The 13,124-nt window shown below is 60.6% G+C and carries 10 protein-coding genes; 4 read left to right on the top strand and 6 right to left on the bottom strand.

Annotated features, from left to right (window positions below; all coding sequences use genetic code 11):
* Positions 1–197: 197 nt before the first annotated feature.
* A complete protein-coding gene (locus tag JIN84_RS15420; protein WP_200351935.1) occupies positions 198–1,250 on the top strand; it encodes a hypothetical protein in 1,053 nt (350 codons plus the stop codon).
* Between the two features lie 127 nt (positions 1,251–1,377).
* A complete protein-coding gene (locus JIN84_RS15415) occupies positions 1,378–4,356 on the top strand; it encodes an FAD-dependent oxidoreductase (protein ID WP_234043481.1) in 2,979 nt (992 codons plus the stop codon).
* 66 nt (positions 4,357–4,422) lie between these two features.
* Here JIN84_RS15415 and JIN84_RS15410 read toward each other — a convergent pair whose 3' ends face one another.
* The gene (locus tag JIN84_RS15410; protein WP_200351933.1) at positions 4,423–5,619 is read right to left on the bottom strand and encodes a glycoside hydrolase family 88/105 protein; all 1,197 of its coding nucleotides are present in this window, start codon (positions 5,617–5,619) and stop codon (positions 4,423–4,425) included.
* Between the two features lie 190 nt (positions 5,620–5,809).
* Here JIN84_RS15410 and ku point away from each other — a divergent pair, with 190 nt between their 5' ends.
* Positions 5,810–6,706 (top strand): non-homologous end joining protein Ku, encoded by an 897-nt coding sequence (gene ku / locus JIN84_RS15405; RefSeq protein ID WP_200351932.1) that lies wholly within the window; start codon positions 5,810–5,812, stop codon positions 6,704–6,706.
* A gap of 39 nt (positions 6,707–6,745) precedes the next feature.
* On the opposite strand, the gene JIN84_RS15400 is transcribed toward ku, so the two are convergent.
* Genes JIN84_RS15400 through JIN84_RS15380 form a run of 5 tightly spaced genes read right to left on the bottom strand, consistent with a single transcriptional unit; the run spans position 6,746 to position 12,287 of the window.
* On the bottom strand, positions 6,746–7,330 hold the full coding sequence (locus JIN84_RS15400; RefSeq protein ID WP_200351931.1) for a nucleotidyltransferase family protein: 585 nt from the start codon (positions 7,328–7,330) through the stop codon (positions 6,746–6,748).
* Entirely contained in the window at positions 7,327–8,262 is a 936-nt protein-coding gene (locus JIN84_RS15395; protein ID WP_200351930.1) for an XdhC family protein, read from the bottom strand. Before JIN84_RS15395 ends, JIN84_RS15400 begins: the two co-directional genes overlap by 4 nt.
* Positions 8,259–10,445 carry a xanthine dehydrogenase family protein molybdopterin-binding subunit gene (locus JIN84_RS15390; protein WP_200351929.1) on the bottom strand — a complete coding sequence of 729 codons (2,187 nt, stop codon included), beginning with the start codon at positions 10,443–10,445 and terminating at the stop codon, positions 8,259–8,261. Before JIN84_RS15390 ends, JIN84_RS15395 begins: the two co-directional genes overlap by 4 nt.
* A gap of 44 nt (positions 10,446–10,489) precedes the next feature.
* Positions 10,490–11,476, bottom strand: coding sequence for an FAD binding domain-containing protein (locus JIN84_RS15385; RefSeq protein WP_200351928.1), 987 nt, complete (start codon positions 11,474–11,476; stop codon positions 10,490–10,492).
* Positions 11,463–12,287, bottom strand: a complete 825-nt coding sequence (locus JIN84_RS15380) for a 2Fe-2S iron-sulfur cluster-binding protein (protein ID WP_234043480.1) — start codon at positions 12,285–12,287, stop codon at positions 11,463–11,465. Before JIN84_RS15380 ends, JIN84_RS15385 begins: the two co-directional genes overlap by 14 nt.
* A gap of 506 nt (positions 12,288–12,793) precedes the next feature.
* On the opposite strand from JIN84_RS15380, the gene JIN84_RS15375 reads away from it, so the two are divergent.
* Entirely contained in the window at positions 12,794–13,057 is a 264-nt protein-coding gene (locus JIN84_RS15375) for an isochorismatase family protein (RefSeq protein ID WP_200351927.1), read from the top strand.
* The last annotated feature ends 67 nt before the right edge of the window (positions 13,058–13,124 follow it).

Here is a 13,124-nt window from a genome sequence, read left to right as displayed (position 1 = left end):
GTCATGCCACCGGAGCTGTTCCTTGCGAGCATCCCCTCCTGTCATCTGGCGTGACAAGGATCAGGTGGCGGGAGGGTTATTTTCCGAAACGATGCTAAGTCGGTCCTGTCAAACCGCATAAACCCGTGTTCCCCGTCGCGTCGGAGTCCGTTGAAAACCACACCCCTCATTCCCCTCTCCACCGCCGATCCAGTCTTATGAAAAACCCGTTTTTATGGCTGGCAGCAGCCACCCTCCCATTATGCTGCAACGCCGCGCCGATCGCCCAGGAGTCGTTCGCCTATACGGCGGCCTCGTCACTCACCACCCAGGCGGGAGGGAGCGGTTGGGCGGATGCCTGGTATCAGGATGGGAATCCGGTCATCACCGGCACGACGGGACTGGGCTTCACGGACTCCAAGGGAAACATCCTGGAGGCAGGCGGCCTTTCCGCCGACACCACCGGCACCGCCACCACCCGCAACCTGCGGGTGCTCGCCGGCGGCTCCCGCAACAATGTCTGGATCTCATTCCTCTACAACCTTCCTTCGGCGAACACCAAGTTCGAGGGCGTCTCGTTCTACCGCCAGACCCAGCAGACGTTCTCCATCAGCAGTCCCACCACGACGACCACGGCGAACATTTATCTTACCAATAACCTTAATGGAACGAACGTGAACACCCAGCGCGGGGTATTCGGAACGACCCATCTGATCGTCCTCAAGCTCACGAAAGCCGGAGGGGTGAACGGCACGGACCGCGTGGAGACATTCGTCGATCCTCTCCTTTCCGGCACTCCCACGACGGCCGCAGCGACCACCGATGGAGCGAACTTCGACTTCGACCGCATACGCATCGCGGGGCAGGACGGCAGCACGCTGCGGGTGGACGAGCTGAGGGTTGGAGAGACTTTCGCCGATGTGACACCCCACATCGCGGTGCCGGACGACGACATCGACAAGGACGGCCTGACGGATGCCCAGGAGGCGGTCCTCGGACTGGACCCGTCCGTGTCGGACGCCGCGTTGATCTCCGGTATCCAGGCGCATCCGGACTGGTTCGGCCTTTACACGGCTTCCGGCATCCTCGGACTGGGAAACGGCGGTGTGGTCCTCGAAGGCACCGCCGGTACCCCGGTGAACCTCATCTTCGAAATCCAGCAAAGCGAGGACCTCGCCGGGTGGGGAATGCTTGAAACGATCAACCGCCAGATCGAACTGCCGGTTGGGAAAAACTTCCTCCGTGTGACGCTCCCGGACAACCATCCCTGAAACCCCATCCTTGGCTTGCCGGGCGGATTCGTGTCATCTGCGACCGCTTTGGTAATCCGACAGAATATTTCCACCATCCCTTGCCCCCGCCTCACCGGCGTTTCCCGAGATTCAAAATCGCAATACCTTGAAATACTTCCTTTTACTCACAGCAATGGCCGCCCACGCCGCGGCCGCGCCGGTGTCCTATGACATCGTCGTCTATGGCGGCACATCCGGCGGCGTGATCGCCGCGGTCCAAGCGGCGAAGTCCGGACGCTCCGTCGTCCTCATTTCACCGACGCCCCACCTCGGCGGGCTCACCACCAGCGGCCTCGGCTGGACCGACCTCGGGGAAAGCTCCATCCTCGGCGGCCTCAGCCGCGAGTTCTACCACCGCGTCTACCAGCACTACCAGAATGACGCCGCATGGAACTGGCAGTCCCGCTCGGCTTACGGAAACGCCGGGCAGGGCGGGCCCGCGTTCAACGCCACCACGCAGGTCGCCTCGGTTTTCGAGCCGAAGGTCGCGGAGTCTATTTTCCTCACGATGATCCAGGAGCGGAACGTTCCGGTCGTCACCGGTCGGCTGGATCTCGGCAACGGTGTCGTTTCCAGCAGCGGGAAAATCGACCACATCCGGCTGGAGGATGGCCGTGAGTTCGCCGGGAAAATCTTCATCGACGCCAGCTACGAGGGCGATCTGCTCCCCGGCGCGGGAGTCTCCTTCACGGTCGGTCGCGAGGCGAACGCCACCTACGGCGAGGACTACAGCGGGATCCAATCCGCGAGGGCCACCAAGAACCAGCTTCCCAACGGCATCGATCCCTATGTCACCGCCGGGAATGCCGCCAGCGGCCTGCTTCCGGGGGTGAACGCCACCGCGGGTGGTGCCGACGGAGCCGGCGATGACAAGCTCCAGGCCTATTGTTTCCGCATGGCCCTCACCGACGTGCCCGCGAACCGGGTGGCGATCCCCAAACCACCGGGCTACAACGAGGCGGACTACGAACTTCTCTTCCGCGCCATCGAGGCGGGACAGACGTCGGGATTCTTCAAATTCGACCTGATGCCGAACCGCAAGACCGACTCGAACAACAACGGCGGCATCTCCACCGACTACATCGGGAAAAATTACGGCCCCGGCTGGAACTGGACCACCCTGAACCACGACCAGCGGCTCGCCCTCGCCAAGCAGCATGAAAACTGGCAGCGCGGCCTGATCTGGACGCTTCAGAACCACGCTCGCGTACCGTCCAACATCCGCACCAATTATTCCCAATGGGGCCTTCCCGCCGACGAATTCACCGACAACGGCAACTGGCCGTGGCAGCTCTATGTGCGCGAGGCGCGCCGCATGGTTTCCGACTACGTGATGAACCAGCGCCATTGCAGCGGCGAGTCGGTCGCGGCGGATTCCATCGGCCTGGCGGCCTACGCCATGGACTCCCACCACACGCAGCGCCATGTGAAGAACGGTGTGGTGAAAAACGAGGGGGACGTGCAGATGGCGGTGGGGAATCCTTATCCCGTTTCCTACCGGTCGATCGTTCCGAAAGCCGGCCAGTGCCGGAACCTGCTCGTGCCATGGAGCCTCTCCGCGAGCCACATGGCGTTCGGGTCCATCCGCATGGAGCCGGTCTTCATGATCCTCTCGCAATCCGCCGCGCTTGGAGCGGACCTCGCGATCCGTGACAACCTGGACGTGCAGCAGGTTCCTTATTCGAAACTCCGCCCCGTGCTGGTCGCCGCCGGCCAGGCTCTGGGAGAACCCTCCGCCGGATCTCCCGAGATCGTTGTGGACAATACGGACACCCCGCGCGTCACCGTCACCGGCACATGGACCTCCGGGACCAGCACCACGGGATACATCGGGAGCGACTACATCCATGATGGAAACACCGGCCAGGGCGCGAACCAGGTGGCCTACACACCGCCCGCATCGGTGACCGGCGTCCAGCGCGTCTATCTCCGCTGGACCTCCCACACCAACCGCGCCTCGAACGTGCCCGTCCGCGTCGTCGATGCCAAGGGCACCCGCACCATCCTGGTGGACCAGAAAAGCAACGGCGGAAAATGGAATCTCCTCGGCCTCTTCAAGGGCGTCCAGAGCGTGACCATCATGACCACGGCGGCGAACGGCTATGTCATCGCGGACGCCGTCGGCTTCGCCCCCGTCTCCGCCGATGACGACACCGATGACGATGGCGTGAGCGATATCCGGGAGGTGGAAGTGGGACTGAATCCCCTGGTGTCGAACTCCACGTTTTTCGATGCCATCCGGAGCCACCCGGATTATTTCAACCTGCATTCGGACGGCGAGATTTTCGACCTGCATATCCACCAGCCGGTCTACACCCCCTCCCTCCTGCGGTTCGGCATCACCATGGGACCAGCCTCGGATGTTTTTGAAAACTTCCAGCTCGTCGCACCCCAGCAGCCGGGCAAGCGGTTCTTCCGGATCGCCCTTCACTCGGATCCCGCCGCCTTCGTCACCGCTCTCGCCGCCGGACAGAACCGCACCATCGTCGTTTACGGCACCAGCCTCACCGCCAGCGGCGCATGGGTCAGCCAGATGAGCGCCTGGCTTTCCGCGAAATATCCCAACAAGTTCACCATCGTGAACAGCGGCCTCAGCGGCAAGAACTCCGCCGAGGGACTGGCCCAGCTTCAAACCAAAGTCCTCAACCGCAATCCGGACACCGTCTTCATCGAGTTCGCGATGAACGACGCATTTCTCTACAGCGACGGCACTCCTTCCCTCAGCGTCCAGCAGGCGAAGACGAATCTGGAAACCATGATCCAGGCCATCCAACAGCAGAACCCGCAGGTGGAAATCATCCTTCAAACCATGAACACCGTGTGGAACTCGCCTACGGGCAGCAACCAGTCCGCCTCCCTCCGCCCCAACCTCGCCGCCTACTACGAGATGTATCGCGACGTCGCCGCCGGGCGCGGACTCCTTCTCATCGACCACCAGGCGAACTGGGCCGCCCTGCAAGGCAGATCGCCCGCGACCTTCCAATCCTACGTCCAGGATGGAGTCCACCCGAACGCGGAAGGTTGCGCGAAGGTGACGCTTCCGCTTCTGCAGTGGAAGCTGTCCGGTGGCAGAGAGCTTCCTTGATGGATTTCACCACCGGAAACGGGGAATTACTTCCGCACTTCCGGTGGCCCGTTAGAAAAACCCCTCTTATCTCGACAATGCCGTGGCGCTCCACAAGAGGGCAGCCTGTCCATGCATGTCGCCGAACACACGGGGACGTTTCAGGTAGTATTCGCGGCTGTTTTTCTTGTCCGTTCCCACGCACACCTCGCAGATGTCGCCATTCCCATGGACATAGCCTGCCAAGGCGATCCAGGCGTTTCTGGCAACCGGCCCATAGACATCCGCGTCCAGCCAGCCCTTCTTCACTCCGGTGACCATCGCGAAGGTGAACATCCCGGTGCACGACGTCTCGGGCCATGATTTCGGATCGTCCACAAGCTGCCGCCACATGCCATCCTTGCCCTGGGTGTCCTTGAGCGTGGCCATCAGCTTGCGATATCCTTCGAGGATGCGTGCGCGGTCCGGATTGTCCTCCGGCAGCGAGGTCAGGAGTTCCGCCATCCCCGCCGCCATCCAGCCAATCCCGCGTCCCCAGAAAAACGGCACGTCCGGAGCGTGGTAGAAGAGTCCGTTCGGCTCCTGCAGCTTGTCCAGATAAGCGACCATTTCCTTCGCAGCGCGATCGATGTATTTCCTGTCTCCCGTCGCACGGAACACCTGCCCTTGGGCCATGGTGATCATGTACATGTCATCGATCCAGAACCGGGTCTGCCAGGTGAGTCCCTGTTCCATGTATTTCTTCGCATCCTCATCAAACCGCCAGCTCAATCCTCCCTGTGGCTTGCCAGCTTCGGCGGCTCCCTTGCTGATGATCTCCCCGGTGGGCAGCCACTGGATGTCCGCATAGTTCTTCGCGATCTCCAGGGCGCGCTGGCTTCCGGATTGCAGGAAAATCTCCGCCGCCAGCGAGCCGAGGACGTTCCGGTCCACATGATTCGGAGGAGGCATCACATGGGTTTCCTCCTTGAAAAGAGGATCAGCCGCCTCGATCAACGCCTTGGCCCTGTCCTCAAGTCCGTTGGCCTTCGCGAAGGTCAGCGCGCCATACCAGTTGATCACCTCAGGATAACGGATCTCCCCCTTCTTGCCGGACTCCGCCCTGGCCTTTAGCTTGGCGATGAAACGGTCGGTCGCGCGGGTTCCGACCAGCTTCGGCGAGAAACCCTCGGGCCAGTCGGTGAAATGGTCCGCTGCAAAACCGGGCAGGGAGGTCAAGGCCAGGCAGACGGCTCCGGCAATGGCCGCGAAATTGGGGATTGGCAGGTTTTTTGTCAGATGCATACGGATTACATGCATGTCCGGAGGCGGAACTTAACAATAAATTTCATACCGGAGGCCGCAGGAATGATGCGGGTGCAATTCGCCCCCTGTGTGGGACGGAGTTGTTGCATTCCGCCCCCTCCCATACTGAGTATCCCGCGCCGTTGCGGCGACGGTGGCTTGGAATGGGAAATGCAAGACATCCCCCACCATGCCACGCTCGATCTGGAAAGGAGCCATCGCCTTCGGCCTCGTCAACATCCCCGTCTCGCTGACAAGCGCGGAGGCGAGGCCGGACATCCAGTTCCACATGGTGGACAGCAAGAACCACGCGCGCATCCGCTATGAAAGGGTGAACGCCGACACAGGGGAGGAGGTTCCGTGGGACAGGCTGGTGAAGGGTTATGAACATGACGACGGGCAGTTCATCCTTCTTTCCGATGAAGATCTGGAGGCCGTCCAGCCGGAGCTGACGAAAACCATCGAGATCACCGACTTCGTGTCCCTGGCGGACATTGATCCCCTTCTTTTTGACAAGCCCTACTACCTGGAGCCTGAAAAGCGTGGCCGCAAGGCGTATGCCTTGCTAAGGGAGGCATTGCGCAAAAGTGGCAAGGCAGGCATATCCCGCGTCGTCATCCGCACCCGGGAATACCTTTCCGCCATGTTCGTGAGAGATGATGTGCTGATATTGATGCTCCTGCGATTCCCGCAGGAAATCCGCAGCTCCGCCAAACTGGAACTGCCCTCGTCTTCCGACGGCGCATGGAAACCCGCCACCAAGGAAATGAGCCTCGCCACCAAGCTGATCGATGAAATGACGGCCAAATGGAAGCCGGATGAATATCATGACGAATACCGGGATGCCTTGATGGAATTCATCGAGAAAAAGATCTCAGGCGGTGAAACTGTGGACGACGTGAAACAACCGGACGCGGAAGACGATGAGGATTCAAAAGGAAAGGTGCTCGATCTTGCGGGCTACCTGGAGCGGAGTTTCAAAAAAACCGCGGCGACATCCGCCAAATCCCCACCCAAAGCGAAGAAGGCGGCGAAGAAACCCGCGGCTAAAAAAACCGCCGCAAAGAGGGCCCGCCGCTCCGCTTGAAGATATATCCCCACCGGCACTCTTGCATAACGCGGGGAGTCAAACGGCCTCGCGCTGTCTCAGTTCCAACAGATCTCCCGGAGTATCCAGATCGCATGCGGCGGCCGGACACGGCACCCATGACAAGAGAGGTGCGGCATGAAGCAGCGAGCGAGCTCCCTGATTCCCCCGCAGTGTCCGGAGCTGGACGAAAAATGACGAAGGAAACAATACCGGCGGGCCATTCACTCCGGCGGATCGTGTGGCGACGATGCCGTAACCGGTGCGCCGCGATTCCTCTTCCAGATTCCTCAGGTGGTCCGCGCTGATCAACGGCTGGTCACAGAGCATCACGATGATATCGGACAGTTTGCTTTCCATCAGGGAAGTCACGCCCATGGCAATGGAGCCGCCCATCCCCGACGCCCAGTCAGGGTTCCGGACAACACGGACCGGAAGCCCCTGAAGAGCGGATCTGCACTCTTCGTCGACCGCTCCCAATACAACGGTCACAGGACCGAGGGATGCTTCGAGAGCGACGCGTGCGACGTGGCGGATCAAGGGTATGCTTTTCCACAACACAAGTTGTTTCGGCTGGCCCAACCTCCGGGACTCTCCTGCGGCGATGATAACGATTCCGGTCATGCTTCTTTTCCTCTCAAGGTGGATTGATGAATGGGTGAGGTCCTCTCGCGCAGGAAACCGCCGTTCCGCTGGGAGAGGACGGCGGAAACCTCCGACAGGATGGACAACGCGATCTCCTCGGGAGACTCGCTTCCGATATCAAGACCCGCCGGCGCGTGGATTGCCGCAAGCGAATCCGTAATGAAATTCGGTAGGTCGCAAAGATGCCCCAGCAGCTCCGCCTGCCGCCGCCGCGGTCCCAAAAGTCCCACATAGGGCAAGGCCAGCGGCAGGACACGTTCCAGCGAGGCAAGATCCCGACCGAAGTGGTGGTTCATGATCAGGGCGACGGTCTGCCCGTCTCCCCGGATGTCCTCGGGAAAATGCCCCGGCTGCGCGTAAGGGTGGATCTGCCAGCCGAGGCCGGTGGCGAACCAACGCAGCGGAGCAACCTCCGGCCCCTGGCCGAACAGCAGCAGCCTCACCGGGAGCGGGATGGTTTGCACGAACGTATCATCGCGCTCCACCACCAGTGCGGCGTCCGGAAGAATCTCCGAATGCCCTTCCCCTTCTCCGAACCATGTCCGGGTGCGGCAGATCTCGCGGGCGCGGAATTTTTCGTCCATGCGGGTGAGGAAGTTTCCCTGCCCTTCGTCGGCAGGAATCCTCTCGATGAAGATATCCACCGATCCATCGCAACCGTAGAGCCTGCGTGTGTCAAATGTGACGAGACGGGACCGGCCGCTTGAAATCACACCAAGGGCGAGTCTTCCCACTTCCTCCTCCAGGCAACCGCCGCTCAACACACCCCGGACGGTCCCCTCCGGAAGAACCAGCATGCGCGCGCCGGGCTTGCGGTAGGTCGAGCCGCTCGACCCCACAAGGGTGGCGAGGGCGCAGGGTTTGCCGCGATTCGCACAGGCGATTCCCAGTATTTCCAGAAGCGACTTCATGACCGTTGGTAGATGAGTTTGTCAGGTGTGATGGGAAGGTCCCGGACCCGGATGCCCGTGGCATGGTAAACCGCATTCGCGATGGCGGCCGGGATTCCCACGAGTCCCAGCTCTCCCATGCCCTTCACACCGAGCGGATTCACGATCCTGTCATCCTCTTCCACGAAGATGGTTTCGATCTGATGGACGTCGGCATTCACCGGCACATGATAGTCGGCCAGCGACGCGTTCATGATGCGGCCGTAACGATGGTCGATTTCGGTCGCCTCCTGGAGGGCCATGCCGATCCCCCATACCACCCCGCCGATCTCCTGGCTGTGGGAGGTCGTCGGACTCATGATTTTCCCGCAAGCGGTGACCTCGATCACCCGGCTGACCTTCACCGTGCCGAGATCCGGATCGACCAATACTTCGACAAACTGCGCGCCGTGGGCATAGCAGGTGTATTTATCCCGTTCGGGCGAAGGCGTGGCTTCATGGGTTTCACTGATCTCCTTGAGATCGTTGGCCTCCATCAATTCCGATATGGCCACCCCCTTGGAAACATCCGAAGACAGGTGGAGCCGGCCATCCAACATCGCAACCTGGGAGACTCCGGCATCAGCAAGCGGGGAGCCCTCTTGTTTTTTCGCCAGATCCAGCAGGCGTGATTTGATTTTTTCCGCCGCGCCATGGATGGCGGAGCCGACGCTTGCCGTGGTCCACGAGCCTCCCTGTGCCGGGGATTTGGGAAATTTCGATTCTCCCAGTTCGAACTTCACCTTGCTTGCCTCGATGCCCAGGTGTTCGGCGGCAATGATGGTCATTACCGTATAGGTTCCCGGGCCGATGTCCGTGGTGGCGCTGCGGACATTGGCTGTGCCGTCGGCATGGAGGGTGATGGCCGCGCTGGCCTTCATCTGCAGCGCGGGCCAGACTCCGGTCGCGACTCCCCAGCCGACGAGCATGCCGTCGCGGGTCATCGAGCGAGGTTCCGGCTTCCGGTCTTTCCACCCGAACTTTTCAGCGCCGAGCCGGTAGCACTCGCGAAGCGCCTTGCTTGAGTAGGGCTTGCCGGTTTCGGGATCCTTTTCCGCGTAGTTGATCAGCCGCAGTTCAAGCGGATCGATTCTCAAGGCGTAGGAGAGTTCGTCCATCGCGCATTCGAGAGCGAACATTTGGGAGACCGCCCCCGGCGCACGCATGGGAGCCGGGGTTTGCAAATCGGTGACCACGTTCTGAAAGAGCGTCTTCACATTGGGACATGCATACACCAGCCGCGCGACGACTGCGAAGTCCTCCGAGTAATCGCTGTAGCGGGAGGTATTCACGACCACCCGGTGCGAGAGCGCTGTGAGCCGTCCCTCCGCCCCTGCCGCAAGCGAAATCCTCTGCCACGTATCAGGACGATAGCCGTGGCCGTTGAACATCTGCCGACGGGTGTAGGAAAGCCGCACGGGCCTGCCCGCCTCACGTGCGGCCAGCACCACCAGAGGGGTGTAGTAATGCACGGCAAGACAGGAACCAAACGCCCCTCCTACAAAAAGCGCGGTGATCTCCACATCTTCGGCGGGAATCTTGAATAGCCCAGCAAGGTAGTCCCGGAGCTGGTGGACGTTCTGGGTCTTGTCGAAAACCCTCAGCTTGCCATCCTTCCAGAAAGCGGTTGCTCCATGTGGCTCGATCGGGTTGTGATGTTCGACGGGGATGTGATACTCCGCCTCCACCTTGACGGGAGCATCCTTGAAAGCCTTGCCGAAGTTGCCACGTTCCGGCGGTGCCTTGTCGGGATTCGTGGGCCTGGCGGTCTCCAGCTTCTTCGTGATGTCGGTTTCGGGCCTGTCCTCCTCATATTTTGCCCGGATCAGCAAGGATGCGGCGCGCGCCTGTTCGAACGTTTCCGCCACGACGAGGGCGATGGGCTGTCCGTTGAAAAAGATCTCCGGACTGCGGAAGGCGGAAAAACCCACTCCTTCCTTTTTCTCCTGGTTTTCCGGCTGGGGCAGGAGATCTCGCAGGTTGAGATGGGAGATGACCTTCAAAACCCCCGGAGCGGATTCGGCAGCGGATACATCAAGACTCGCGATACGCCCCCGGCCGACCGAAGACTCGCATAGATAGCCATAAGCGAGGTTCGGCAGCTCGAACTCGGCAGCGTAGCGGGCGCGGCCGGTGACCTTGGCCACCCCTTCGACGCGTTTCATTTCTTTTCCGATGTATCGCATGGCTTGTTTCAAATATCAGTGGTTCATGCGACGGCGGCGGCTTCCCGCAAGGCGCGGACGATGGCACGCCGCCCGAGCTCCACCTTGTAGGCGTTGTGGGCAAGCGGCCGCGCGCCCTCCATTTCCGCAGCGGCGGCTTTTTCAAACAATTCCGGTGTCACGGGATTGCCCCGCAGGACATCCTGAGCCCTCGTGGCGAGCCATGGCTTGTGGGCGACTCCCCCCATCGCGACACGCGCGGCCTTGATCACGTCTCCGTCCAACTCCATCGCCACGGCAACGGACACCAGCGCGAAGGCATAACTCGTGCGGTCACGCACTTTCAGATAATACACGTGTTTGGTGAAAACAGGCGGAGGCAGCTCGATCGAGACGATCAATTCGCCTTTCCTCAGGTTGTTGTCCTGCTCCGGATTTTCACCCGGCAGGCGGTGGAACTCGGCAAAAGGTATCGAGCGGGCCTGGCCATCGGAAGCGAGCACCGTGACCGTCGCATCCAAAGCGGCGAGAGCGACGGCCATGTCGGACGGATGCACCGCGACACATGAATCGCCGGCCCCGAAGATCGCGTGGGTCCTGTTCAATCCTTCGAGAGCGCCACAGCCACTGCCGGGCTTCCTCTTGTTGCATGGCATCGCCATGTCGTAATAATAAGGGCACCGGGTCCGCTGCAGGATGTTTCCTCCGTTGGTGGCCATGTTCCGGATCTGCATGGTCGCTCCTGCGAGGATCGCGCGGGACAACAATGGATATCCGCTGCGGACCAACGGATGATTCGCGGTATCCGCATTGGTCACCAGTGCGCCGATGGAAAGACCGTCTTTGCTTTTTCCAATCTCCGTCATCCCGGCGCGGGTCAGATCGACCAGATCGCTGGCGTCCCGGATTCCATCCTTCATCAGGTCCAGCAGGTTGGTCCCTCCGGCGAGAAAGCGGACTTCCGGGCGGTCGTTCACAAGCCTGACCGCGTCCTCGGCAGAAACGGCGCGATGGTATTCAAACAGTTTCATGTGAACCCTCCCTTCCGATTCCGGCCAGTTGTTCCTCCGTGGCGAATCCCCAGGTTTGCGAGATTTTCCTTCCGGACTGGACCTCGCGGATCGCTGCCAGGATCTGCGGATAAGCGGCACAGCGGCAGATGTTCCCGCTCATCCGTTCCCGGATTTCATCATCCGTCAGCTCATGTGGTGGCTGTTGGAGATCCTTTGTGACAAAGCTCGCCTCCCCGCGTTTCGCCTCATCCAACAGGGCGACCGCCGAACAGAGTTGGCCGGGAGTGCAATATCCACACTGGAATCCGTCATGACGGATGAACGCATCCTGCATGGGGTGGAGTTCCTCACCATTGGCAAGGCCCTCTACCGTAGTGACCAGTTTCCCTTCGGCCTGGGCCGCCAGAGTGAGGCAGGACAGGACCCGCCTGCCGTCCACCATCACGGTACAGGCTCCGCACTGTCCATGATCACATCCCTTCTTGGTACCCGTCAGGGCAAGTGTTTCGCGGAGGGCGTCCAGAAGTGTGGTCCGAGGGTCAAGCTTCAGATCATGGATCGCCTTGTTGACATGCAGGCGGACCGGGATGGAGGAGGTGGAAGCCTCGGCAATGCCCGCCGTTTCGGATGCGATCGACGCCGCTTCGGCATAGGCTTTCCGTTCCGCCAGAAGTTGGATTCCCATCACTCCGGCTCCGGTATAGGAAACCAGTTTGAGGAATTCCCTGCGTGGAAGTCCTGAGCTTTGGAGCTCTCCCAAGATCGCCTTCTCGTCCTCGGACAAGCCGCCGTCATCAGGAACGTCATGGGGTAACTGGGAAACATCCATAAGCAAAGTCAGCGTAAGATCGCACGTTCCCCATCACGCGACGTGCCACACCATGTACGGGACCGCCGGAAGCACTGAAACCCAATGCCATGTCTATATCACAAGCTAAATATGTTAGATCGAACAGCGGGGAAAGCAGGGAGTTCTGCACTTTTTCAGCGGTCGTTGATTGCAAACCGCACTGTAAACCCGGACCCATTTTTCCTCTGGAGCAATGACGGGAGTGCGCTTCATTCCCCAAATGAAATCTCCCGCCCTCGCCCGCTCCGCCCTTCTTCTCATCGACGTGATCAACGACTTCGACTTCGTCGGAAGCGACAACCTCCTCCGCCATGCCTTGCCCGCCGCGCGAAAACTGGCCAAACTGAAGCAGCGTTTTCAGGCGGTCGGCCTGCCCGTCATTTATGTCAATGACAACTTCGGCCGGTGTCAGACCGATTTTCGCGAGCAGATCGAACTTTTTTCCGGCAACGCTCCTCCTGCCCTCCCGCGCCGACTATTTCGTATTGAAACCCAAGCATTCCGGATTCTACTCCACATCGGTCGATGTATTGCTCGGATACCTGGGTGTGGACACTCTCGTATTGTCCGGAGTCGCGGGAGACATATGCGTTCTCTATACCGCCAATGGCGCCTACATGCGCGACTATCGGCTCATCATCCCCCATGATTGCATCGCTTCTGAAAGCGATGCGGCGAACCGTGCCGCGCTGCAACACATGCGGACCCTGCTGAAGGCACGTGTGGTGGCCTCCAACCGGGTCCGCTGACCGCATCCGCGAACCGGAACTGTCGAATCCGGTTTCATAAGATCCATAATCAAGGAGCGTCGTTGTC

Origin of the sequence: Luteolibacter yonseiensis (assembly GCF_016595465.1) — a bacterium.
GTDB classification, from domain to species: domain Bacteria; phylum Verrucomicrobiota; class Verrucomicrobiia; order Verrucomicrobiales; family Akkermansiaceae; genus Luteolibacter; species Luteolibacter yonseiensis.
The sequence above is the reverse complement of the archived record's forward strand: the minus strand, read 5'-3'. Positions and strand labels throughout refer to the sequence as shown.